This window comes from Parageobacillus galactosidasius (assembly GCF_002217735.1).
Classification (GTDB): Bacteria; Bacillota; Bacilli; order Bacillales; family Anoxybacillaceae; genus Parageobacillus_B; species Parageobacillus_B toebii.
Map to the genome: position 1 here is coordinate 771,019 of NZ_NDYL01000002.1, position 24,685 is coordinate 795,703.

28 protein-coding genes are annotated in these 24,685 nt (G+C 43.2%); 1 reads left to right on the plus strand and 27 read right to left on the minus strand.

Translation table 11 applies throughout. The features are described 5' to 3' along the window. Positions 1–46: 46 nt before the first annotated feature. The 26 genes from hisC to B9L23_RS13475 form a co-directional block, all read right to left on the minus strand. Positions 47–1,144 carry a histidinol-phosphate transaminase gene (hisC, locus tag B9L23_RS13350; protein WP_015864272.1) on the minus strand — a complete coding sequence of 366 codons (1,098 nt, stop codon included), beginning with the start codon at positions 1,142–1,144 and terminating at the stop codon, positions 47–49. 38 nt (positions 1,145–1,182) lie between these two features. Next, complete coding sequence (trpA, locus tag B9L23_RS13355) at positions 1,183–1,998, minus strand: tryptophan synthase subunit alpha (protein ID WP_062752715.1); 816 nt, start codon at positions 1,996–1,998, stop codon at positions 1,183–1,185. Further along, complete coding sequence (gene trpB, locus B9L23_RS13360) at positions 1,952–3,166, minus strand: tryptophan synthase subunit beta (protein WP_062677570.1); 1,215 nt, start codon at positions 3,164–3,166, stop codon at positions 1,952–1,954. The genes trpA and trpB overlap by 47 nt, the downstream gene beginning before the upstream one ends. Beyond that, positions 3,159–3,797 (minus strand): phosphoribosylanthranilate isomerase, encoded by a 639-nt coding sequence (locus tag B9L23_RS13365; RefSeq protein ID WP_015864275.1) that lies wholly within the window; start codon positions 3,795–3,797, stop codon positions 3,159–3,161. Before B9L23_RS13365 ends, trpB begins: the two co-directional genes overlap by 8 nt. Next, positions 3,784–4,560 carry an indole-3-glycerol phosphate synthase TrpC gene (gene trpC, locus B9L23_RS13370; protein ID WP_062752719.1) on the minus strand — a complete coding sequence of 259 codons (777 nt, stop codon included), beginning with the start codon at positions 4,558–4,560 and terminating at the stop codon, positions 3,784–3,786. The genes B9L23_RS13365 and trpC overlap by 14 nt, the downstream gene beginning before the upstream one ends. Beyond that, on the minus strand, positions 4,553–5,572 hold the full coding sequence (trpD, locus tag B9L23_RS13375; protein ID WP_089097848.1) for an anthranilate phosphoribosyltransferase: 1,020 nt from the start codon (positions 5,570–5,572) through the stop codon (positions 4,553–4,555). Before trpD ends, trpC begins: the two co-directional genes overlap by 8 nt. Further along, positions 5,565–7,091 (minus strand): anthranilate synthase component I, encoded by a 1,527-nt coding sequence (gene trpE, locus B9L23_RS13380; protein WP_081189538.1) that lies wholly within the window; start codon positions 7,089–7,091, stop codon positions 5,565–5,567. Before trpE ends, trpD begins: the two co-directional genes overlap by 8 nt. Positions 7,092–7,285: 194 nt before the next feature. Beyond that, positions 7,286–7,666 (minus strand): chorismate mutase, encoded by a 381-nt coding sequence (aroH, locus tag B9L23_RS13385; RefSeq protein WP_062752725.1) that lies wholly within the window; start codon positions 7,664–7,666, stop codon positions 7,286–7,288. Next, positions 7,632–8,759, minus strand: a complete 1,128-nt coding sequence (gene aroB / locus B9L23_RS13390; protein WP_089097849.1) for a 3-dehydroquinate synthase — start codon at positions 8,757–8,759, stop codon at positions 7,632–7,634. Before aroB ends, aroH begins: the two co-directional genes overlap by 35 nt. Before the next feature lie 2 nt (positions 8,760–8,761). Further along, positions 8,762–9,928 (minus strand): chorismate synthase, encoded by a 1,167-nt coding sequence (gene aroC / locus B9L23_RS13395; protein ID WP_015864281.1) that lies wholly within the window; start codon positions 9,926–9,928, stop codon positions 8,762–8,764. Positions 9,929–10,046: 118 nt separating this feature from the next. Next, the gene (locus B9L23_RS13400) at positions 10,047–10,820 is read right to left on the minus strand and encodes a CheR family methyltransferase (protein WP_089097850.1); all 774 of its coding nucleotides are present in this window, start codon (positions 10,818–10,820) and stop codon (positions 10,047–10,049) included. A gap of 129 nt (positions 10,821–10,949) precedes the next feature. Further along, positions 10,950–11,396, minus strand: a complete 447-nt coding sequence (ndk, locus tag B9L23_RS13405; RefSeq protein WP_062677611.1) for a nucleoside-diphosphate kinase — start codon at positions 11,394–11,396, stop codon at positions 10,950–10,952. Between the two features lie 101 nt (positions 11,397–11,497). Beyond that, entirely contained in the window at positions 11,498–12,460 is a 963-nt protein-coding gene (hepT, locus tag B9L23_RS13410) for a heptaprenyl diphosphate synthase component II (protein ID WP_015864284.1), read from the minus strand. A gap of 17 nt (positions 12,461–12,477) precedes the next feature. Then, positions 12,478–13,182, minus strand: coding sequence for a demethylmenaquinone methyltransferase (gene menG, locus B9L23_RS13415; RefSeq protein ID WP_015864285.1), 705 nt, complete (start codon positions 13,180–13,182; stop codon positions 12,478–12,480). 4 nt (positions 13,183–13,186) lie between these two features. Further along, on the minus strand, positions 13,187–14,023 hold the full coding sequence (locus tag B9L23_RS13420; RefSeq protein ID WP_015864286.1) for a heptaprenyl diphosphate synthase component 1: 837 nt from the start codon (positions 14,021–14,023) through the stop codon (positions 13,187–13,189). 69 nt (positions 14,024–14,092) lie between these two features. Continuing rightward, a complete protein-coding gene (mtrB, locus tag B9L23_RS13425; RefSeq protein ID WP_015864287.1) occupies positions 14,093–14,317 on the minus strand; it encodes a trp RNA-binding attenuation protein MtrB in 225 nt (74 codons plus the stop codon). A gap of 33 nt (positions 14,318–14,350) precedes the next feature. Further along, the gene (folE, locus tag B9L23_RS13430; protein WP_015864288.1) at positions 14,351–14,917 is read right to left on the minus strand and encodes a GTP cyclohydrolase I FolE; all 567 of its coding nucleotides are present in this window, start codon (positions 14,915–14,917) and stop codon (positions 14,351–14,353) included. Positions 14,918–15,052: 135 nt separating this feature from the next. Next, positions 15,053–15,325, minus strand: a complete 273-nt coding sequence (locus tag B9L23_RS13435) for an HU family DNA-binding protein (protein WP_015864289.1) — start codon at positions 15,323–15,325, stop codon at positions 15,053–15,055. A 316-nt stretch (positions 15,326–15,641) separates the two neighbouring features. Then, positions 15,642–17,120 carry a stage IV sporulation protein A gene (spoIVA, locus tag B9L23_RS13440; RefSeq protein ID WP_062677576.1) on the minus strand — a complete coding sequence of 493 codons (1,479 nt, stop codon included), beginning with the start codon at positions 17,118–17,120 and terminating at the stop codon, positions 15,642–15,644. 156 nt (positions 17,121–17,276) lie between these two features. Continuing rightward, positions 17,277–17,999, minus strand: coding sequence for a hypothetical protein (locus B9L23_RS13445; RefSeq protein ID WP_089097852.1), 723 nt, complete (start codon positions 17,997–17,999; stop codon positions 17,277–17,279). A gap of 24 nt (positions 18,000–18,023) precedes the next feature. Then, entirely contained in the window at positions 18,024–18,227 is a 204-nt protein-coding gene (locus tag B9L23_RS13450; RefSeq protein ID WP_015864292.1) for a DUF2768 domain-containing protein, read from the minus strand. Positions 18,228–18,427: 200 nt separating this feature from the next. Further along, a complete protein-coding gene (locus B9L23_RS13455; RefSeq protein WP_041269699.1) occupies positions 18,428–19,465 on the minus strand; it encodes an NAD(P)H-dependent glycerol-3-phosphate dehydrogenase in 1,038 nt (345 codons plus the stop codon). Positions 19,466–19,640: 175 nt separating this feature from the next. Continuing rightward, entirely contained in the window at positions 19,641–20,951 is a 1,311-nt protein-coding gene (der, locus tag B9L23_RS13460) for a ribosome biogenesis GTPase Der (RefSeq protein WP_089097853.1), read from the minus strand. A gap of 101 nt (positions 20,952–21,052) precedes the next feature. After that, entirely contained in the window at positions 21,053–21,238 is a 186-nt protein-coding gene (locus tag B9L23_RS13465) for a capping complex subunit for YIEGIA (RefSeq protein WP_015864295.1), read from the minus strand. Between the two features lie 6 nt (positions 21,239–21,244). After that, a complete protein-coding gene (locus B9L23_RS13470) occupies positions 21,245–22,132 on the minus strand; it encodes a YIEGIA family protein (RefSeq protein WP_089097854.1) in 888 nt (295 codons plus the stop codon). Further along, a complete protein-coding gene (locus B9L23_RS13475; RefSeq protein WP_089097855.1) occupies positions 22,129–22,725 on the minus strand; it encodes a YphA family membrane protein in 597 nt (198 codons plus the stop codon). The genes B9L23_RS13470 and B9L23_RS13475 overlap by 4 nt, the downstream gene beginning before the upstream one ends. A gap of 121 nt (positions 22,726–22,846) precedes the next feature. Between B9L23_RS13475 and B9L23_RS13480 the strand changes: the two genes are divergently transcribed. Beyond that, entirely contained in the window at positions 22,847–22,981 is a 135-nt protein-coding gene (locus B9L23_RS13480) for a YpzI family protein (protein WP_015864298.1), read from the plus strand. A gap of 512 nt (positions 22,982–23,493) precedes the next feature. Here B9L23_RS13480 and B9L23_RS13490 read toward each other — a convergent pair. Continuing rightward, on the minus strand, positions 23,494–24,597 hold the full coding sequence (locus B9L23_RS13490; protein WP_171698720.1) for a GerAB/ArcD/ProY family transporter: 1,104 nt from the start codon (positions 24,595–24,597) through the stop codon (positions 23,494–23,496). Between the last annotated feature and the right edge of the window lie 88 nt (positions 24,598–24,685).

Sequence of the window (24,685 nt, forward strand, 5' to 3'; positions counted from 1 at the left end):
TTCTTGTGTAAAAATGCTCCCGTTGCTTAAAAGCAACGGGACGGCCTTATATAAGCTGCTTTTCTTTCAACATTTGCGTTAATGCATGAATGATTCGTTCGTTTTGCTCTTTGGAACCAACCGTAATGCGCACCGATGTCGGAAAACCGAGCGCATTGCCGGAGCGAACGATGATGCCCCGCTCAAGCAAATATTGAAACACTTCGTTTCCCTCGATACCAAAATCAATTAAAATAAAGTTCGCTTGTGACGGATAATAGCGCAGCCCATTTTCCTCACAAAAACGATAAAACGTCTCTAACCCTTGTTTATTTTTTTCGACACATTCGCGAATGAATGCTTGATCATCTAAAGCAGCAATGGCAGCTGCCTGCGCGACGCTTGATGTATTAAATGGCTCGCGCGCCGGTTCGATCTCACGAATGAGCGTTTCGCTGGCAATACCGTATCCAACCCGCAGCGCTGCTAAACCGTATGCTTTTGAAAACGTACGCAAAATCATTAAATTATCATATTGGCGGAGAAGTGGAACGGTTTGCGGATAATCATTCGCCGTTGCGTATTCATAATACGCCTCATCCAAAACGGCAAGGACATGGCTAGGAACTCGCTCAAGGAAAGAGGTTAATTCCTGCTCGTTCACATACGTCCCTGTCGGGTTGTTCGGGTTGCATATCCAAACGACGCGCGTTTGTTCATCAATTGCATTCAGCATTGCTTCTAGATCGTGTCGCCCATCCACCAGCGGAATTTCACGAATTTCCGCCCCTTCAATCACCGCGTTATGACGATATTGTGGAAACGTCGGCGCAGCCATCACCGTATTCGTATTCGGAGATAAAAACGCGCGGCAAATAATTTGCACGACTTCATCCGACCCGTTGCCGAAAATAAGCTGTGTTTCGTTGACCCCTAAATGTGTGGCAACTTTTTCGCGCAACAGACGTGCGTATCCATCGGGATAAATGGCAAGATGATCTAATTGTTTCATCACCGCCTCTTTCACAGCAGGTGAACAACCATATGGATTTTCATTGGATGCTAGTTTAATAATATCGGTAAGCCCGTACTCTCGTTTTACTTCTTCAATAGATTTTCCCGGCTGATAAGGGGGAAGCCCCCGCAACTGTGTTTTAATTTCCATGATGACACTCCCTATCCTTCAGTTATTGCATGCCGTATTTATCGCAACGGTGCTGTTAGCGAGCGAGCGTAACGGCGAAACTCGGCAAGCGCCTCCTCTTTTTTCTCTTCCGTTTGCAAAAGGTCGTTAAGCTGTTCAATTTTTTGAACAAGCGCGCTGCCAATGACGACCCCGTCACAATAGTTTTTTAGCATGCTAACTTGTTCGCTTGTCGAAATGCCAAATCCAACAACGACAGGAACGCGGCTATGCCGCTTTACTTCGGTTAAAAAGTCGTTTAATGTTTCCGGCAATGTATCACGCACGCCGGTCACACCGAGCGATGAAACGCAATATAAAAATCCTTGCGCATTGGAGGCAATCATTTCAATTCGTTTTTTCGACGTCGGTGCTACGAGAGAAATAAGCGGAATTCCCGTCGCTTCGCCGAGTTTACGAATCAGCTCACTTTCTTCAAACGGCAGATCTGGAATTAAAATGCCGTTCACTTCATTTTTTCGCGCTAAAGCAAAAAAGGATTCTTCTCCTAATTGTAACACAGGATTGTAATACGTAAAGAGAATAATCGGAATTTTTACTCCTTTTTTTCGCATTTCCGGAACTAATTCAATTGCTTTTTTTAATGTCATTTGCTGGCGAAGCGCTCTTTTTGCCGCCCGTTGAATAATCGGTCCGTCCGCTAACGGATCGGAATACGGAACGCCTAGTTCAAGAATGTCAGCCCCTGCTTCCTGAAGCGCCAATGCGAGTTCGATCGTTATATCCGGCCGGGGATCTCCGGCGACAATAAACGGAATAAACATCGGTTTAGTTACGGTTAGCAACTGCAATGCCGTTTCCTCCTTTTGCAACATTCATCATTGTCTGCACATCCTTATCACCGCGGCCAGATAAACATACGAGCACCGTTTGATCGCTTCGAAGCGTTTTCGCAAGTTGAACCGCCTTCGCTAAAGCATGCGCTGACTCGATCGCCGGAATGATCCCTTCTTCCCGAGATAACAATTGAAATGCCCAAATCGCTTCCTCATCCGTAACACTTTCGTAACGAACGCGGCCGATGCTGGCTAAATAAGCGTGTTCCGGTCCAACACCTGGATAATCGAGGCCTGCGGAAATAGAATATGGCTCAATAATTTGCCCATGTTCATCTTGCAATAAATACGTCAGCGACCCATGAATGACTCCTTTTGTCCCTTTTGTGATCGTTGCAGCATGGTGCGGCGTATCGATTCCTTTTCCCGCCGCTTCTACACCAACAAGCGTCACGTTATCTTCTAAAAACGGATAAAACATGCCAATTGCGTTGCTTCCGCCGCCCACGCACGCCACAATCACATCCGGAAGTTTTCCTTCCCGTTCGAGGAATTGCTGTTTCGCCTCATCACCGATAATACGCTGAAATTCGCGCACCATTTTCGGATATGGATGCGGGCCGACAACAGAACCGATCATATAGAAATGATCGTCGCAATGTTGCACCCAATAGCGGATCGCCTCGTTTGTCGCGTCTTTTAAGGTACGATTTCCACTATATGCAGGAACGACTTTGGCACCTAATAATTTCATCCGGAATACGTTTAATTCCTGACGTTTTATATCTTCTTCCCCCATAAATACGATGCATTCCATCCCGAAATGAGCCGCTACCGTCGCCGCGGCAACACCGTGCTGACCTGCTCCCGTTTCCGCAATAATCTTTTTCTTTCCCATTCGTTTTGCAAGCAATGCTTGCCCAATCGCGTTATTGATTTTATGGGCGCCTGTATGGTTTAAATCTTCTCGTTTTAAGTAAATTTTTGCACCGTTTAGTTTTTTCGTTAAATTAGACGCAAAAGTAAGCGGTGTTGGACGTCCAGAATACTCTTGTAAAATTCGGACGTATTCTGCTTTAAACTCCTCATCGGCAAGTGCCTTGGCAAGCTCTTCTTCTATTTCCTCAAGCGGCCGCATTAATGTTTCCGGAACGAATTTTCCGCCAAAATCGCCAAATCTGCCATTCTCGTTTGGAACGTTATACATAATTCGCCACCTTCTCTTCAATTTCTTTCATTTTTTTTATGCTTTTTTCTCCGTTTTCTTCGATGCCGCTGCTGATGTCGATGCCGTAAGGACGGTACGAAAGCAGCTTTTCAATATTTTCCGGGGTGATTCCCCCGGCAATGAAACAAGGAACTGCTTGCCGCGCAGCTTCCTCTAAATAAAACGGAACATTTTCCCAATCGAATGTCATTCCTGTTCCGCCCCACGCCCCGTTTACACGACTATCTACTACATATCCGTCCGCAACACCGGCATATTGCTTCATCTTCGCGAGCGCCTTTTCATCGTGATGAATCGCCTTCCAAACGGAAAGATCTGTCATTTCTTTTATTTTTGCAATGTGTTCGACTGTTTCATGGCCGTGGCATTGGATCACCGCAAGCGGAAGTTGTGACGCCGCGTGGATGATTTGATCGATTGGCGCGTTGACAAACACGCCGACAAGCTGTTTGCCGCCAAGCGATATATATTGGAGCCATTGTTTTACCATTTCCACTTCCACTTTTCGTTTGCTTTCCGCAAAAATCAGCCCAACATAATTTGCTCTGCTTCGAACGCTTTTTTGTAAATCAGACGCGGTGCGGTTGCCGCAATATTTAAGGACCGGCAATGGATTCAACCTCCCGAAATAATTCGTAAATCGCTGCTTCCACGTCGTCTTTTCTCATCAGCGATTCTCCGACGAGCACGGCGTCTGCACCGTATGTTTGCACCGTTTTTAAATCAAGAGAAGTGCCAATGCCGCTCTCGCTGACAATGATGCTTGCGGTTGGTACAAACGGAATGACCTTGCTTGTCGTTTCCAAAGAGGTGACAAACGTATGCAAATCGCGGTTGTTAATCCCAATGATTTCTGGAATAAAAATATCTAAAATATTTTCCAGCGTTTTACGCTCATGCACTTCGACCAAACATTCCAATCCTTTGTCGTATGCTTCCTGATATAGCTCATACAACGTTTTTGCCGGCAGCGCTTCGCCGATTAATAAAATCGCGTCAGCTCCAATTCGTACGCTCTCTTCGATTTGAATGCGATCAATAATAAAATCTTTGCGCAAAATCGGAAGCTGTACCGCTTGTTTTATATCGCTTAAATAGCCGCGGTGTCCTTGGAAATATCGTTCATCCGTCAATACGCTGATCGCATCCGCCCCCGCTTTTTCATACGCTTTTGCGATCGCCACAGGATGAAAATCCGGTCGAATTAACCCTTTTGACGGGGAAGCCTTTTTCACTTCCGCAATAAGACCGATAGAACGGTTTGGTTTTTTCAGCGCCGCCGATAATGAACGACGCTGTACGTTTTGCAAAGGCTTTGGCAATGTGAGTGTTTCTATTTCTTTCTTTTTTGTTGCAATAATTTGTTCAAGCATACTTTTCTACCTCTTTCATGCGCAGTCGCTCAAATTGTTCATAGGCTTTCTTTGTCATCATCGCTTCTTTTGCCATTTCGACCCCTTCGCGAATCGTCGCTGCTTTCCCCGCCGCATATAACGCGACGCCAGCATTAAGAATGACGATATTGATCGCGCTTTCGTTTGCTCTTCCTTCCACTACTGCCTTTAATAGTTCAGCACTTTGTTGAACCGTACGAACTTGAACGTGTTCTAACTTTCCACGCGCGAGCCCATATTGTTCCGGCGCGATCGTGAAACGGCGAATTTCACCATGTTTCAGTTCGACTACATCTGTTTCCGCCGAAATGCTGCATTCATCAAGTCCGTCTTTTCCGGTTACCAATAAAACGTGTTCCGAGCCAAGTCGGTGAAGAGTTTCCGCAAGTTTTTCCGCGTATTGTGTCGAATAAACACCGATTACTTGCCGCTTGCACCGTGCTGGATTCGAAAGTGGTCCAATTAAATTGAATACAGTGCGAAACCCGATTTCTTTACGCGGCAATGCAGCATATTTCATGGCGGAATGATATAGAGGCGCGAACAAAAAAGCCAATCCTTTCGTTTTTAGCGCTCGTTTCGCTTCCTCCGGGGTTGCTTGAATATCAATATGAAGCGCTTCTAATACGTCCGCGCTTCCGCTTTTTGAGGAAACCGCCCGGTTGCCATGTTTGGCCACTTTGACACCAAGCGATGATACGACGATCGCCGCCGCAGTGGAAATGTTGAATGTCGATGCCCCGTCTCCCCCTGTTCCGCACGTATCAATGGCTTCTTCTTCATAATCGAGCGTCATCATTCGGCTGCGCATCGCTTTCACCAATCCTGTCAATTCATCGACCGTTTCCCCGCGCAACCGCAAAATGGATAAGAAACTGGCAATCTGGCTGGCAGAGGCTTCTCCAGACATTATCATCATCATCGCCTCATACGCTTCTTCTTCTGTCAACGTATACCCGTCAATACATTTGGCAAGAAGTTGCTTAAACATATATATTCTCTCCTTTCACAAACAATCGTTCGGCACGTTCCATCGCTTTGATTAAGGCGCTCGCTTTATTGCGCGTTTCTTTCCACTCCAATTCTGGAACGGAATCCGCGACAATTCCCGCGCCTGCTTGCACGTAAGCATAACCGTCTTTTACAATCGCGGTGCGAATCGCGATACATGAATCAATATTGCCGTCAAAACCGATGTAGGCAATCGTTCCAGCATATAAATTTCTTGCCGTCGGTTCTAGCTCCTGTAAAATTTGCATCGCCCTTACTTTCGGCGCACCGCTTACCGTTCCGGCTGGAAAGGCCGCTAACAGCGCGTCAATCGGATGAATTCCTTCCTTTAACACACCCGTTACTTTCGAAATCAGATGCATGACGTGGGAGAACTTTCCAATTTCCATTAACACTGGCGTCTCGACTGTACCATATTTCGCTACTTTTCCGATATCGTTGCGGGCTAAATCTACTAACATATAATGTTCGGCTCTCTCTTTCGGGTCATTGTAAAGCTCCCTTTGAAGATGCTCATCTTCTTCTGCCGACCGTCCTCTTCTTCTAGTCCCGGCGATCGGGTGGATTTCCATATGACGGTTATGCACTTGAATTAACTTTTCCGGAGAGCTTCCGACAATTTCGATACCGTCTAGCTGAAAATAAAACATATATGGCGACGGATTAATATGACGCAGCATTCGATAAATGTGAAACCCGCTCACTTGAATCGGAACGGTAAATCGCTGGGACAATACCGCCTGAAAAACATCTCCGCTGGCGATATAGCTTTTAATGGTTTCTACATCCCTCATAAATGATGCTTTGTCATAATTGGATATGACACCTTGAAAGGAAACACGCGTTTCTTCGTCATCGTGATGAAGCAATAACAATGGCTCTTCCCTTCCGCTTGCTGCTTTTTTCATCAATGTTTCGATCCGCTTTAACCCTTCCCCGTACTTTCTCTTCTTCGCTTCTTCTGTGTCCTTGTCGGATATGCGGACATAATGAATAAACACAATCTCACGCTTATGATGGTCAAACACGATCAACGATTCACAAAACGTAAAATAACCCGTCTTCAAGGAAATATCGCGATTGGAATGAATTGGGACTTTTTCGATTGCGGAAATGAAATCATATCCTAAAAAACCGACCGCGCCGCCGGTAAATGGTATCTCGCTTGCAAGCTGCTTGACGCGCAGCTTCTGCTCAATGAACAGAAATGCTTCTTTTAACGAAGAAGCTTTCATCATTTCTTCGCCGCGCTCATCCATCACAGAAAACGTATGGCCGGTTTCACTCTCAATCGTTAAAAACGGCGATAAACCGATAAAGGAATAGCGGGCCCATGGCGATTGATCATCTTTGCTTTCTAGCAAAAACACCGCTTCACTTTTTAAATTTTCAAATATTTTCACCGGTTCAAACACATCTGCAAAAAAGCGGCGTACAATCGGAATGGTCTGGAAATGAACCGCATCTTCCAAAAAAGTGGTGATTGTGCAGTTTTTCATTATCTCTCCTCCGTTCATTCGGATGGAGAATGAGGGTTTATGAGGCGAAAAAGGGGAATAAAAAACCCAAAGACAGATGTCTTTGGGTAGATTTCTCATCACACGTACAAAAACTCACCTCAACTAAACTCACTCATTCTCATCTACCCTAAGCTCTGCTCTTACTCTGCTTATTACTTTTGTTTCCTATGATATTACATTTCTGGTTTTTTTGTCAATGACAAATCTGGGCGCAATGTGACGGCATCTCGTAAATAAATGTGGGAAATTTCCTCTTGTTTCTTCGTTGTCTCAACAGTCATCATCACACGTATGCAACGCGGCAATGAGTTGGGAACCGGAATTTCTCTCATACACATAACCGGAACGTACGTCCATCCTTCTATGCGGCGCAGCGCTTGTGCTGGAAACGCCGCGGTAATATCTTCGGTAACAGATATAAGAACGAACGATACGTCGCTTGCGGTTACGTCATTGGCGCGAATCATTTCTTTCAGCAATGTTTCTGTAGCATCGACAATTTCCTCCGCTTCATTACGTTCAACAGTAATGGCACCTCGAATTCCGCGGATCATTCTCTCCCTCCTCCCGCTGAAATTTGCGAAGCAATGCCAGCAGCGTTTCATCATCGAGCGGTTTTATTTCTGCCATGCCAATGTCTTTCAAAAGCACCATGCGGACCGTTCCTGCTCTTGCTTTTTTATCCCCTTTCATTTTTTCAAGGAGACGGTTTATATTTAGTTGTTTCGGAATGGAAACAGGGAATCCATATGTACGAAACCAAGAAGAAAAACGATCGTAATCCAGCGATATGTTATACACCCGCTCGCTTACAAAAATCGCAAAGAGCATCCCAAGCGCCACCGCATCGCCATGCGTCATCGCTCCATAGCCAAGTTCATTCTCAAGCGCATGCCCAAGCGTATGCCCAAAATTTAAATGCGCGCGAACGCCAGTTTCTTTTTCATCTTCCCGCACGATGCTTGCCTTTACTTCAATTCCTTTTTTAATGCAATATTGCAATCGCTCCCCTTTTAAGTCCGCAAGCTCGCGGATTTCTTGCCGCAGCCATTGATAAAAATCGCGGTCGCGAATAAGCGCGTGCTTAATTACTTCGGCAAAACCGGAGCGCAATTCTTTTTCCGGCAAGGAACGCAAAAAAGCAATATCATAAACGACCGCTTCCGGCTGGTAAAACGCTCCGATCATGTTTTTTCCAAGCGGATGATTGATCGCCACCTTTCCGCCAACGGCGCTGTCATGCGCAAGAAGCGTCGTCGGGATTTGAATGTATGGGATGCCGCGCATATAAGTGGCAGCGACAAATCCAGCTAAATCGCCGACAACGCCGCCGCCAAAGGCAAGAATAAGTGATTTGCGGTCAAGCCCGTATTGAAGCGCAGCGGTTTGACATGCATAGTATTGCTCAAATGATTTCGCCTCTTCCCCGCTCGGTATGACATATGTGTACACATCATAATCATTGGCAAGCAATGCGCGAAGTTTCGATAAATACAATTGTTCCAACGTTTTATCGGTGATAATAAGCAATTTCGTCCCTTTGGAAAAAGACAATTGCCGGAGAATGTCCGGAAGAGACTCAATGATTCCTTCACCGAGAAATAACGGATACTGTTTTGTTTTCGTTTCAATAACGATTTGTTCCATCGTTAAAACTCCCTTGCATAACGGCGCATTTTTTCTACGTTTTCTTTAATGAGATCCATTCGGTCTTGACCGAACTGATCAACGATTGCCGAAGCAACTTCCCAAGCGACTACTGCTTCGGCGACAACGCTTGCCGCTGGTACCGCACAGCTGTCCGAACGCTCGATGCTTGCTGTAAACGGCTCTTTCGTTTCAATATCCACGCTTTGCAATGGCTTGTAAAGCGTTGGAATCGGCTTCATTACCCCGCGTACGACAATTGGCATCCCGGTTGTCATCCCGCCTTCAAATCCACCGGCGCGGTTTGTCCGGCGCGTAAATCCTTTTTCTTTGCTCCAAATAATTTCATCATGTACTTCGCTTCCCGGGCGTCGCGCCGCTTCAAAGCCGATGCCAAATTCAACGCCTTTAAATGCGTTAATGCTCACAATCGCCGCGGCAATTTTCGCATCAAGCTTCCGGTCGTAATGAACGTGGCTGCCGACCCCTGCAGGGACGCCTTCGACAATGACCTCCACAATGCCGCCGATCGAGTCGCCGTTTTTCTTCGCTTCATCGATCGCTTCCATCATTTTGACTGCCGCTTTTTCATCAAAACAGCGCACCGGCGACTCTTCTGTCACTTGCTGCAATTCCTCAAGCGAACGATAATCCATTCGCTCCGCACGAACTCCGCCAATTTCTATCACATGTCCGGCGACGCGAATGCCAAGCTCTTCTAAAATCCGCTTTGCCACCGCTCCCGCCGCAACTCGCACCGTCGTTTCCCGGGCTGACGATCGTTCTAATACATTGCGCATATCACGATGCCCGTATTTTAATGCACCATTTAAATCGGCATGCCCAGGACGCGGACGCGTCACCTTCCGTTTTACTTCTTCTGCTGAATCGATCGGCTCAATTGACATAATGTTTTGCCAATGTTTCCAATCACGGTTTTCTACGACAAGCGTGATTGGCGAGCCTAACGTTTTCCCGTGGCGCACACCGCTGAAAATTTTCACTTCATCTTTTTCAATTTGCATCCGCCGACCACGGCCGTACCCTTTTTGTCTTCTTGCCAGCTCTTTATTAATATGTTCAGCAAGCAACGTCAGCCCAGCCGGCACTCCTTCTAAAATGGTCGTTAACTGTGGTCCGTGTGATTCTCCCGCTGTTAAATATCTCATCCTGTTCTCTCCCTTCAACTCTTTAACGCGGTTAAGTAACAATATATCATAAATTAAAAAAATGAAAATAGTTTTTGATAAAAAAAGAATTCATCTTGCCGATGAACTCTTTCATAAACTATTTTATTTTGCGATAAAAAAATGTGTCTTCTATTTCAAAACCGTATAAGGCTGGGTTAAAAATTTGTTCCGTGCTGCCGACAAACAGTATTCCGCCTGGCCGCAACGCTTGATTAAATTTATAGTAGAGTTGTTGTTTTGCCTCCTCTGTAAAATAAATAAGCACATTGCGGCATACAATTAAATCAAATTGACGGCCGAATGGATCGGCAAGCAAGTTATGCTTTTTAAACGTCACCGCTCTTTTTATCTTTTCGTCGATTTGATAATACATTCCTTCTTTCTTAAAAAACTTTTTTTTCATTTCTTCCGGAATTTCTTGCAATGACCGTTCCGTATACAGCCCTATTTTCGCGCGGGCAATCGCGTTTTCATCGATATCTGTTGCTAAAATGGAGACATGGGCTAGCGGTATGTATTTCGATAAAATCATCGCTACCGTATAAGGTTCTTCTCCGGTAGAACAGGCAGCGCTCCATATTTTTAAGCGGCGGTTTTGTTCGAAGAGTTTCGGCAAAATCTTTTTTTCAAGCACTTCCCACCGTTTCGCATTTCGATAAAATTCCGACACGTTAATCGTCATTCGGTCAAGAAATTCATGAAACAATGCCTCGTCTTTTTCCATTGCTTGAAAAAATTCTTGAAAATTTTTTAATCCTCTTTTTTCATAGAGCGACGTTAAGCGTCTTTTCATTTGCGCTTCTTTATACTGAGCAAGGTCAATGCCTGTTTTTCGCTTGATGTTCTCAATAAACCACTGGTAGTCGTTCATTCTCGTTTTTCCTCTCTTTTCTCATTTCCAAACGAGTGCGCCTATGCCCTAGTATATCGTAAAACCAGCTAAAAAGAGAACAGAAAATTAGAAATAAAAAACCGGCCATGTCACTGACCGGTCTTCTTTCTAATATACCCATTCGTTCATTAATTTTGAATAATTGACAAGCTCTTCTTCTTTGAAAAATAAGCGAATTTCCCGTTCAGCGCTTTCCGGGGAATCGGAACCGTGAATGACATTTTTCCCGACAGTCAGACCATAATCACCGCGAATCGTGCCAGGCGCTGCTTCCTGCGGGTTTGTTTTTCCCATCATTTGTCTAGCCGCCGCAATAACGTTTTCGCCTTCCCATACCATTGCAAATACAGGGCCTGATGTAATAAAGTCTACTAGCTCTCCGAAAAATGGACGTTCTTTATGTTCCGCATAATGCTGTTCTGCTAACTCTCGGGATACTTGCATTAACTTTGCACCGACAAGCTGGAAGCCCTTTTTCTCAAAGCGAGCAACAATCTCGCCGATTAAGTTGCGCTGAACCCCGTCAGGTTTGACCATGATAAACGTTCTTTGCATCATCAATTCTCCACCCCTACTGTGATATGTACTAGGAAATCGGATCCCCAACAAAATAGTACCATTGTTTTCGCGCATTAGCAATAATGTCCTTGAAAGCGCTAGAAATCCCTTTTTCCGATATATTTTGCTATGTCATATAATGTGGAACGCGCCTTATTGTTTGGCAGCGTTTCTAATACACGAAACGCTTTTTGCAGATAGCGGTCGCTAAGCGCATACGATTTTTCGATCGCACCAGTTTGTTTAATCAACGTAATAATTTCTTTCATTTCGTTTGGCGTTGTTTTCGGATGAACAGCTGTAATTCTCTCTCTTGCATGTTTATCCTCCATCGCGAATAACGCAGGAAGCGTTACATTTCCTTGCAATAGATCGCTTCCCGCCGGCTTGCCGAGCTTTGCTTCCGTGCCGGTAAAATCAAGAATGTCATCCGTAATTTGAAATGACATGCCAACATAATAGCCAAATAAGTAAAGACGCTCTGCCACATCTTTTGCAGCGTTTGCGGCAATCGCTCCGAGCTGGCAGCTTGCCGCAATCAATAGCGCTGTTTTTCGTTTGATGCGCCGCAAGTAACAACGAAGGTTTTGATCGAAACGATATTTATCTTTAATTTGTTCAATTTCACCACGGCATACTTCGACAATCGTATTCGCTAAAATGCGATGAGCAAGCGGATTCTCAAGGCGTGCCATCTGTTCAAGAGAACGGGCAAACATATAGTCGCCGGTATACATGGCAAAACGATTGTTCCATTTTGCCTTAATCGTTTTTCTTCCTCTCCTTAGCTCCGCATCATCAATCACATCATCATGAACGAGTGAAGCCATGTGGATTAACTCCAACGCCACTGCCACATGTTTAATTCGTTCAATATCATATGTACCGAATTTTGCGGCAAGCAATACAAAAACGGGACGGATCCGTTTTCCGCCCGCTTGCAACAAGTGTAGCGCAGCCTCGCTCAATTGCGAGTAATCGGACTGGACCGTTTTTTCTAATTCTTTTTCAACTGCACGTAAATCCGTATTCAAAAACGAATACATTGCTTTTAACTTCATCCTGTTCACCTTAACTATTATCGTTTATGACCTAAATGCATTGCAGCAACTCCAAATGTGTACGATTTGACTTCAATATCGACGAAGCCGGCGTCGCGGAACATCTGTGCAAGCTCATCCCTTCCAGGAAAATCGCGCGCCGATTCCTGAAGCCACGAATATTCCTCATAACTCTTTGCAAATAACTTTCCAAATAGAGGCATAATAAAGCGAAAGTAAAAATAGTATAACTGACGAAAACCAATTAACGTCGGCTGCGATGTTTCAAGGCAAACGACTTTGCCGCCTGGCTTTACAACGCGATACATTTCTTTCAGCACCGTCATATAGTCAGGTACATTGCGCAAACCAAAGCCAATCGTTACATAATCAAACGTATTATCAGGAAATGGTATGTTCATCGCATTGCCGTGAATCAGTTTTACGTTTGCCAACTGGCGTTCTTTTACTTTTTGTTCGCCAACTTGCAACATATTTTTGCTGAAATCAAGCCCGTATACTTCACCGCTTGGTCCGACCGCTTCAGCAAGCGCAATCGTCCAATCGGCAGTACCGCAGCAAACGTCGAGCGCCTTTTTCCCCTTTTGTACATTCATTCGCTTCATCGTATCCTCACGCCATTTGAGATGACGCCGGAAACTAATGACCGAATTCATTCGATCGTAATGTTTATAAATTTTTTCAAATACATGATGAACCCGTTCTTCTTTTGATTGATACATACTTCTACCCTTCTTCCACCGTCTTTTTCGCGATGGCTGAAAAACCGCCAGTTAACTCGGAAATGCGGATTTGCAACGCCTCATTGACTTCTAATTTTATTTTTAGCAATTTCTCTTTGCAATGGTCAATATAGCGATTACAAATATGGAGCAAATAATGTTTTTGCTCTTTTGTCACCGTTTTTGTTTTTGGAAATACGATATTTGCCATTTGCTCAAACAAAACGGAAGAACCAGAATGGATAAACGTCTCTCTTTCCTTGTTTAACCGTTTTAACAGCAAGTAATCATACGAAAAATTTACCCATAACGGCGCAGAAAAATGCTCTGCCATTTTGCAAATTAATGCTGACTCAATCGTTCCAACACTGTCGAATAATGTTTCAATTCGTTCAATATCTTTTTGATATAATCGAATTTTATGCTCATTAATCTCTTTAATGGCCTCTGCAAACAGACGAATCATCGAAATTTCATTCAACTTTGCTAAATAATCGTAATATAAACCGCTATATAAATCCCCTGCAAGGACCACCAGTTGTCTTGTTTTCAAATCATCGTCTTCATGGTTGGAAACAGAATTTGTTACTTCGTCATGGGTATCAAGGGCGATTTGGACAAGCATCATTGGAATAATATAATGGTCAGCTTTCTCTGGGGAAATTTGCGCATCTTCTAACATGGATAATGATAGCAAAATGCGATCTTCGTCGATTGGTCTTGACGGTATATGCTGAAGCAAATAAGAATGGTGAAGAAATCGTTCAATTTGCTCTTTTAACAATGCGATTTTTATCATGATGTTTTTCAATATAATCACCCTTGCCCCAAAAATTTGCATACAATATAACGGAGTAATTATAACATAATTTTTCTGTAAACGCTCTAGTTTCAATAGAAAATCGTTAAATTACTTTTTTCCTTCTGACTCAATTTCTCCATGTCTCGTTTGAATATACGCTTTTCCTCTTACTTTAATGGCTGATGTATGTTCAGTGAATTGAGCGATCAACACTTCGCCTTTATCGAGCTTTTCCGAATGGTGAAAACGTGTATCCGCTCCTCTTGTTAGCCCGATGACGTTCACACCATCCTCGAGTGCTTTAATAACGATATAGTCGCTGTTTATATTCATAACTCTCTCCTCCTTTTTAGTTATTCGTATATTTTATCCTTTTATGAGCGAAAGCACTTCTGCACGGGCGACTTGGTCCGTTTCAAATACTCCTCTCACCGCCGTTGTCACTGTTTTTGCTCCTGGTTTTTTCACGCCGCGCATCGTCATGCACATATGTTCTGCCTCGACCACTACCATTACTCCATATGGATCGAGTGTTTCCATAATCGAATCAGCCACTGTCGCTGTAATGCGTTCCTGCAATTGCGGGCGGCGAGCTACTGTTTCCACCGCTCGTGCCAGCTTGCTTAACCCTGTGACTTTTCCGCCGCGAGGAATATATGCGACATGAGCAACTCCAAAAAACGGAACTAAATGATGCTCGCACATAGAGTAAAACGGAATATCTTTGACTAGCACTAACTCCTCATGGTCTTCACTAAATACGGTTTGAAAATGCTGCTTTGGATCTTCATGCAATCCCGCAAATACTTCGGCATACATCTTCGCAACTCGTTTTGGCGTATCGACCAATCCTTCACGATTCGGATCTTCCCCAATCGCCTCTAAAATCAACCGAACTGCATATTCAATTTGTTCATAATTCACGTGTGGCATACAAACAACATCCTCCTGCATCATAAAAGCTGAATGTAATCCGATTCTAGCATATATAACGAAAAAAAAGCAAAAAAGAAGGGAAGCATATCGCTACCCTTCCTTAAAAGCTCTTGATTGCTTTATTATGTAAGCTTACTTTACAGCATCTTTAAGAGCTTTACCTGGTTTGAAAGCAGGAACTTTGCTCGCAGGAATTTCCATTTCTTCTCCTGTTTGCGGATTGCGCCCTTTACGAGCTGCACGCTCACGCACTTCAAAGTTCCCAAATCCAATTAATTGAACTTTATCACCTTTTCTTAACGCTTCCGTAATAGATTCAAATACAGCATCTACTGCTTTTGTTGCGTCCTTTTTGGAAAGACCGCTAGTTTCAGCAACTGCGTTGATTAAATCCGTTTTATTCATACCATTCACCTCCTCCCAAGAGAGTTGTAAAAAAATTTCTTACTAATTCCATTTCTTCACATTTTCTCATATTTCTATACGTATAAAATTCGGTGACATGCCTAATATTAAACAATTTATCGCTATAATTCAACACATTTTCAACAAATCAATAAAATTTAGGCACATTTCACCAAAGAAAGCAACTTTTTCTGATAAAAGATTATCATATGTCCTATACGTTATCAAGATAAAATCCTTGTTTTCAAGGGTTTCTATCATTTTCTCACATAGTAATGCGGGCAGTAAAAAAAAGACTCCAAACATGGAGCCTTTTTTATAAAATAATTGCGATTAAACCGCCAGAGCCTTCGTTAATAATACGCTCTAGCGTTTCTTTTAACTTGTAACGCGCATTTTCCGGCATCAGGGCAAGTTTTGCTTGAATGCCTTCGCGGACGATCGAGCTAAGCGAACGGCCAAATATGTCTGAATTCCAAATGGAGAGAGGATCATCTTCGAAATCTTGCATTAAATAACGGACAAGTTCTTCGCTTTGTTTTTCCGTACCGATAATTGGCGCAAATTCCGATTCGACGTCCACTTTAATCATATGAATGGACGGAGCTACCGCTTTTAGCCGAACACCGAAGCGAGATCCTTGGCGAATAATCTCCGGCTCTTCTAGGCTCATATCGGAAAGCGCCGGCGCTGCAACACCGTAACCGGTTTGTTTAACCATTTTCAGCGCATCAGCAATTTGATCATATTCGGCTTTTGCATGGGCAAAATCTTGCATGAGCTGTAATAGATGATCCCTTCCGCGAATTTCTACACCAACGACTTCTTTTAAAATTTGATCATACAGTTCATCTGGTGCATATAAGTCAATTTCCGCAATTCCTTGCCCCATTTCAATGCCGGCAAGGCTGGCTTTTTCAATAAAATCATATTCGCTGAATTGCTGCACAACTCTGTCGACATCGCGCAGCCGTTTAATGTCTTTTACCGTATCGCGCACAGCTTCTTGATAGCTTTCGCGAAGCCAATGATCTTCGCGGAGCACCATGACCCAGCTCGGTAAGTTCACATTCACTTCTAATACCGGAAACTCATATAATGCTTCACGAAGCACGTTATAAACGTCCGCTTCCCGCATGCCTTCTACGCTCATTGCCAACACTGGAATATCGTATTTTTCCGCAAGCTCGCGACGAAGAACTTCTGTATCAGGATGATGAGGGCGAACGGTATTAATAATCATAATAAACGGCTTACCGACTTCCTTCAGCTCATTAATGACGCGCTCTTCTGCTTCCACATAATCTTGGCGCGGAATCTCGCCGATTGTGCCGTCGGTCGTAATGACCACACCGATCGTAGAATGTTCTTGAATCACTTTTCGTGTGCCGATTTCCGCCGCTTCGTGAAACGGAATCGGCTCCTCGTACCATGGGGTATGAATCATACGCGGGCCGTTTTCATCTTCATAGCCTTTTGCGCCTGGAACAGCATATCCTACACAATCAACGAGGCGAATATTTACTTCTAATCCCTCATCGACTTTTACGGTAACAGCTTGGTTCGGTACAAATTTTGGCTCCGTCGTCATAATCGTTTTTCCAGCGGCGCTTTGCGGCAGTTCATCTTGCGTACGCGCTTTATCTGCTTCGTTTTTAATGTTAGGGATGACGACAAGTTCCATAAATCTTTTTATAAAAGTAGATTTACCGGTCCGGACCGCTCCGACTACTCCTAAATAAATATCGCCACCAGTTCGCTCGGCGATATCTTTGAAAATATCGACTTTTTCCAAATGACTCCCCTCCAGTCTTTGGGTCGTTATAGTTAACAACCGAATTTGCTAGTATTGTAGGACACTATATGAATATGATGTTGTCCTATTCATTTATGACTAAAATATAAAAAATCCCTTCTCTAGAATGTATTTTCCTAGAGAAGGGTTCATGACTTAATTCGTTAAAAAAATTGGTTCATTTGTTTTGGGATCAATCGTATATGGAAGGGAGTAAGCCGGCACAAACAACGAATGTTTCACTAATATATCGCGAATATCATCACCTGGGCGATAATAGTGTTTTTCTTTTCTTAACGCATTATATAAATCAATGCGATAATCGATATAAATTTCTCCATTATAGTCAATGACAAATGGCAAATTGTTTCCCGAAAATGGACTGACAGCATGCGGCGGTTCTTTATAACCGAGTTTTTTATAATCAAGTGTAAATACTCCTTTTGCGATCATTTTCTTAAACGGAGGATATTTATGTTGATCTTGATACATTTTCAAACGCAATTTCAGTTCGCGAATTTGTTCGGCTAAGCGCAAGTCAAGCAACTTAACGGTTGGATTGTTTTCGGCATCTACAATGACGTATTGAAAAATCCCGCCGCTTTCATAGGCGTTTCCTGGTGGTTCCTGCATATAACGTGGTATTAATTTATTAAAATCAATAGGATACTTTTGATAAATCGGAGTTTTCATATCGCGCGTTTTTATCGGCAAAAGCCCTCCCGTCGCTTCACGGTATTGATTAACTGCCGATTGCACCGCAGCCACTTGGTCTTCGTACGGAATTTGATTTTGTTTTAACCGTTCTTCTGGATACAGACAGCCTGAGAGAGAGAATAACATCAAGCACAATGCCATGCAACGAACAATCCATTTCATTTACAATCCATCCTTTAACCGTGTCTATTCTGGTGTAGGTCCGCTAAATACGACAAAAATAATAATAATTCCTGCTAAAATCATAAGGACATAAGCGATAAATGCCAAAATAAATCGAATAATCTTGTTTTTTGCTTTATAACGGCTAATATAAATTGAAAATACCGAAATAAACATGAATACCATTGAGGTAATGGCAATCCACATTTTCGCCAACGCCGGTGACATCGTTTTTCCTCCTTTTTTCGACACTTATTATAGCATATCACCTAATACACGGCGCAAAAAAAACTGAAGTAAAGCGGGGCTTTCTTTACTTCAGTTTAACAATAATACCCTTGTTCCGGAAGCTCAAGTCTATAGTTGTTCGTAGTATTGTATGCGAAGTACAAACAACTTGTATCATCGAACGCCTATTTTCTTTATTTTTACTGTTGCGATTCCGTAAGAATATTCATTAAATCATCCATCTCTTGCGTTTTCCCTCGCGACATTAACGAATCCACCGCATCTTTTGGATCTTTTCCGTCGAACAGTACTTCATAAAGCACTTCCGTGATTGGCATTTTTACTCCGAGTTTTTTGGCAAGCTGATAAGCCGCTTTCGTTGTTCTTACCCCTTCTACAACCATTCCCATGCTTTCAAGCACTTCATCCAGCTTTTTTCCTTTTCCCAACATATGACCAGCGCGCCAATTTCGTGAATGAACACTTGTACATGTGACAATTAAGTCGCCGACGCCTGTTAATCCGGCAAAGGTCAGCGGATTGGCACCAAGCGCGCAGCCTAAGCGGGCAATTTCTGCAAGACCTCTTGTAATAAGGGCCGCTTTTGCATTATCCCCATATCCTAATCCATCCGTAATACCGGCAGCTAAAGCGATAATATTTTTCAACGCTCCACCGAGTTCAACCCCAATTAAATCCGGATTGGTGTAAACGCGAAAGTATTGGTGGTTCATAAACAAATCTTGAATGCGCTCCGCCGCTTTCATGTTTTTCGAAGAAACGGTTACGGTCGTCGGATGGCGCAAGCTTACTTCCTCGGCATGGCTCGGGCCAGATAAGACGACAACATCTTGCAAAAGCTCTCCCATTTCTTCCTCAATGATTTCAGAGACACGTTTATGTGTGTCTGGTTCAATTCCTTTACTCACTGCTACAATGGTGATTGGTTCATGAATACAATTGCCCACTTTCCGTAATACTTCTCGGATTGCTTTTGTCGGTACAGCTAACACAACCGTTTGAATATGATCTAGCGCCCGACAAAGATCATCATAACCAACAATTCCTTCAGGCAGCTGAATCCCTGGCAAATATTTTTCATTCGTCCGTTTTGTGTTTATTTCCTCAATCTGCTCCGAACGGTGCCCCCAAAGACGAACAAGATATTTGTTATCTGCTAAAACAATGGAAAGCGCTGTCCCCCAGCTTCCTGCTCCTAGCACTGTAATTTGCTCCATCGTTTCTCACTTCCTTTTATAAAATTGCTTGCCGCCTCCGCTTTTCGGTGTCGCCGATAAGCAGGCACCCTTCGCTTTTCTTATTGTCTAGCTTCGGCGCCTTCGCTTTTCTTATTGTCCAGCTTCGCCGCCTCCGCTTTTCTTATTGTCTAGCTCTGGGCGCCCTTCGCTTTTCTTATTTCCTTGGTCTGGCGATGATTTTTATTGGTGTGCCTTCGAAGCCAAACGCATCGCGGATGCGGTTTTCTAAAAAGCGTTCATAGGAGAAATGCATCAATTCTGGGTCGTTGACAAAAACAACAAACGTTGGCGGTTTTACAGCCACTTGCGTCATGTAATAAATTTTTAAGCGCCGTCCGTTATGCGTTGGTGTCGGATTCATTGCTACTGCATCCATAATCACTTCATTCAACACATTTGTTTGCACGCGCATCGCATGTTTTTCACTCACCATGCGAACGAGCGGCAATAATTTATGTAAGCGTTGTTTTGTTTTTGCAGAAACAAAGATAATTGGCGCATAATCAAGAAATGGAAAATGATCACGAATTTTCCGCTCAAATTCGATCAATGTTTTGTCATCTTTTTCAATCGCATCCCATTTGTTTACAACAATGATTACACCTCGCCCCGCTTCATGGGCATATCCGGCAATTTTTTTATCTTGTTCGATAATCCCCTCTTCGGCGTTCAAAACAACGAGAACGACATCAGAGCGCTCAATCGCTTTTAACGCGCGCAATACACTATATTTTTCGGTGCTTTCATAAATTTTTCCTCTTTTTCTCATTCCTGCTGTATCAATAATAACATATTCTTGTCCTTCCCTCACAAACGTTGTATCGACAGCATCCCGTGTCGTACCGGCAATATCGCTGACAATGACGCGCTCTTCTCCTAAAATGGCATTAACAAGGGATGATTTGCCAACGTTCGGCCGTCCAATTAAACAAAACTTAATTACATCTTCTTCATATTCTTCTTGACCGCGTTTTGGAAAATGACGTGCTACTGCATCCAATAAATCACCGAGCCCCGTTCCGTGCGAACCGGAAATCGGATATGGATCGCCAAACCCAAGTGCATAAAAATCGTAAATGAGATCGCGCATTTCTGGATTATCAATTTTATTCACCGCAAGGACAACAGGTTTGTTAGAACGGTGTAAAATTTTCGCTACTTCCTCATCAGCCGCTGTCACTCCATCACGGCCGTTTACCATAAAAATAATAACGTCTGCTTCATCGATCGCGATTTCCGCTTGTTGGCGAATTTGCACTAAAAGCGGCTCATCGCCAATATCGATCCCGCCTGTATCAATTAAGTAAAATTTATGATTTAACCATTCCGCGCTGCTGTAAATTCTGTCGCGAGTCACCCCAGGTACATCCTCCACAATAGAAATACGCTCACCAACGATTCGGTTAAAAATCGTTGATTTTCCAACATTCGGACGTCCAACAATTGCTACAACTGGATTGGTCATGCTATCACCCTTTCTTTACGTATCGCGACTGTAAAAAAGCACCCTTCAAGGAAGAGTACAGCTGTTTTATTTTATCAAAAACACCATTCGCCAACAATAATCTAATGCTTGACAATGATGAATAATTCTTCTGCCAGCTCATGAGCAATCCCATCAAGAATCGCTTCTAAATTGGCGGCGATCCTCTCCATTTCTTCTTTTGTTTCACATGTAAAAATCGGAGCCCCTCCCGCAACTTTTTGCGCATTCGTTGTAATGACAGCTAGGATCATTTTCTCATGTGTCATATTCTTCTATTCTCCCCTTCGAATGAACTGCCGTTTTTTTGGCATACGAATAGCATTTTCTAATATCGGTGCATTCTCAATAATCTTTTTTGCCTTTTCGATGTCATTCACCTGCGGCAAAATAAAAATACCCACACGCCCATCATTTAAATCCCGTTTGGCTAGGGGCACAAGCGCCGGCGTCCCTGAATCGCGATATACTCCAAGCGCGGAAGATACGTCATGCAAAATCGCCTGCCGTTGTCCCAGGTTTGCAATCGTTGTGCGCGCATTAAAATTTTTCGGCGTTAAAATAAACCCCATCCCATATCGCAAAATCTCTTCGCGGCGTGCTTGCAGCCCGATATTCATAATGTAAATGTTATCAACATATAATCCCGCTCCTTCAAAATGCGGCTTTACATATTCCACGTCTGCAATATCTTTTAAGCGATTCCCGGTCATAAACCGGTGCGCAATGAACAAACAAATCACACTGACAACCATTGCTGCCCAAACATTCCATATTAAATACGCAAGTGTGGAAAAGAAAGAAGTAAAAATAACTAAATAGTTGCGCCCTTCAAAAACAATGGCAATTCCTTCAATATATGTCTTTCCGCGCGGCACAAGTTCATATTGGTCAAGTTCGTTCAATGTATTGCGTTCCATATTGCGCACTTCACGAAACTGCGACGCAGCAAGCGCTAAAAAAGTGATGGCTGTAAATTCTTTTTCCATAATGGCCGGAACGGCAATGGTGCCGAGGCCAGCAGCAATCACACCAAGAGCGATGTGAATGGTTTTTCCGTGCAAATATGTCGGATATTGACGATAGTCTGTCCGTAATAAATATAACCGTGTCAGCACTCCAACCACAACTCCATATAGAATGGGAAAAGTATATTCATTCATGGCTGTCTTGTCCCCCTTATTTGTTTTTTCCCATCGACATACACTGCAATCTGCTCGAATAGCGTCCAAATAAGCAAGCAAAACGCACTAATGGATATTGTGTCTAAAAAAGAAAAAGAACCAATGATATATGAAAACGCTACTCTTTTGGAAATGATGGAGTACAATATTTCTCCTTGGCAGCTTCCAACGATCAAGCATACTAAACGTGATTGAATATTTTCGTAAAATAGAAAACATATTATGAATAGCATCCCTGCAAGCATCCATGTACGATCCATCCATATCCATACTGGGTCAAAAAGAACGAGCAATTGGAAAGATGTATAGGCAAAGGCAATCGTCAATGCGGCGATCACTAAATATAGAAGCTTCCGGCGAGTTTGCTTTGCCGTGAAATAACAGGATAAGAAAAAAAGAAATAAAAAAGAAAGCGTTACACAAAAACTGCCTATATACAGCGAAACAGATGAGAGGATAATGGTAATCAATGCGATCGCGGCCAACATCGTCCGTTGGCGTGTTTTTTTCATAAAAAAAGTTGCGATCATCCATATTATCCAAAAAAAGGAGTAAAAATAAATACCTTCCATACCTTCCACCCCCTTATTATGTTCATTATTTCATCTTTTATGAACATTCATTCGCGCATAAGGAAAATAAAAAATAGTTATAGTAAAGAATGACATAGAAAAAGAAAGGAGCGAAAACAAAGTGGGCAAAGACCGGCAAGAAAAAAAGCTAAAACAATCACACCGCGTCGAGTCCGACCGTGATCAATCTATCGAACACAAAGGCGCAACAAGACTCGAAGACCCAGAAGCAGCAAGAGAACGAAATCAACACTAAAAAGTAGACGCACCGCATTTATCCGCGACAAGTGCAGAAAGATTAAAAAGGATAGCATCAAAAAAGCTGACTCCATGATTACAAATGGAGTCAGCTTTCAAATTGAAAAAGCAGAACATCAAGAACTTTTATTTTTCCATCATTCGCCCGAGTGGTTTATAAATGTAGTCGACCATCTGCGTCGGCCCTGGAAGATCGGGATTCCATATTAACACTATCGCAAGAATCGTTCCCAGACTTAAAAGTACAACAAAAACGACTTTTTCTTTTTTCTGCGTCCGGTTTATTCGCGGCCACTCGTATAGAAAGATGAGGGCAACCAAGACAAGAGTGCCCAGTATAAAAGCAGCCTTCATTATTGTGTTCACCCCTTGTTCAGGCAATCCTTGCGGAATGGTGCCTATGTCTGGTCTATGGACGTATGAAGAAGATAAATATAAATCAAAACCATTTTTGCTACTTTTTGCAAGATGACCGCTTTTGTTTATCTCCTCTTTCCCCTTGTTTCATTGCTATCCTGTTAATTTTTGATTATTAGTTCTTTTGCGCCATTTTGCGATGAATAGGAGAAGGAGAGGAATTCCTGCTTGAACCGAAAGAATGTAAAACGGGAACGAACTTCCTAGAAAACGAGTCAACTCCATTAAATTCGGCGCCGACCAGACGGCAAATAACAGTATGAAAAATCCCATGGGAAAAACGATCGGGCGATAATCCGACAAATTCAGCCATTGCGCCGTTCCCAACACCGAAGCATAATAAAAAACAGAAATTTTCAAAAATACACCCACTACCCAAAGAGCCGTTATGATGGCTTCAAGGTGTTCAAGAAAATCCGCAATGCTAATGTAACGGACGGCGCTCGCTACGGGATAAACAAAATGGTCGGTGATTCCTCCTAGAACGAAAAGGCTGGCAATGTTGACGAAAGATAAAGTCAACATGACCGCAGTGACCGAGATCATGCCCCATTTCTTTCCTTTATTTTGATCGGCTACATAAGGAAGGAGAAAAGCGATAAGAAGAAACTCACTGAACCAGCCTTGCGGGACTATCGCGCCCATGAGCGAGGGCATTATTCCCTTTTCCATAATTGGAAACATATTCTTTGCTTCCATATCCGGGATCAAAAGGATAATAATGATCAATATAAACATCACCACAACAGGTACGGACAATTCCGCAAGCCTGCCTATCACTTCCACACCTCCGCGGACGGCAAAGGAGCACACTAGGATCATACTTCCCATCACAACAACTAGTGGAGTATGAAAAAGAAAGTTGCCTACAACAAATTCGCCATACTCCCGAAGAATAAGTCCGCTTGCATGCAAATAGAAAAATAAAAAGATCAACCCAACCGCTTTCCCTAAAAATTTGCCGAGAATATCCTCGCTGTACTCGATAAGGGTTTTCTGTGGATAGAACTGATGCAGCCGAACGGCAATATAGACCGTCAAAAAACCAACGAAAGAAGCCCAAAGAGGAGAGAGCCACATATCCTGTTTTGCGTGCCGGGCGGTGATTGCAGGGACTAAGAGAACGGCTGTTGCGATAATCGTAGGATACATCATCATCCCCATTTGCGCCGCAGATATTTTTCCTTTCTCGATCATCATCATGACCCTCCTTTTTCCTTTCCCCGCCCTGTCATCTCCGTAATCAGGATTCAGTTTTCTGATCCGGACCTTGCCGCCGGGTGCT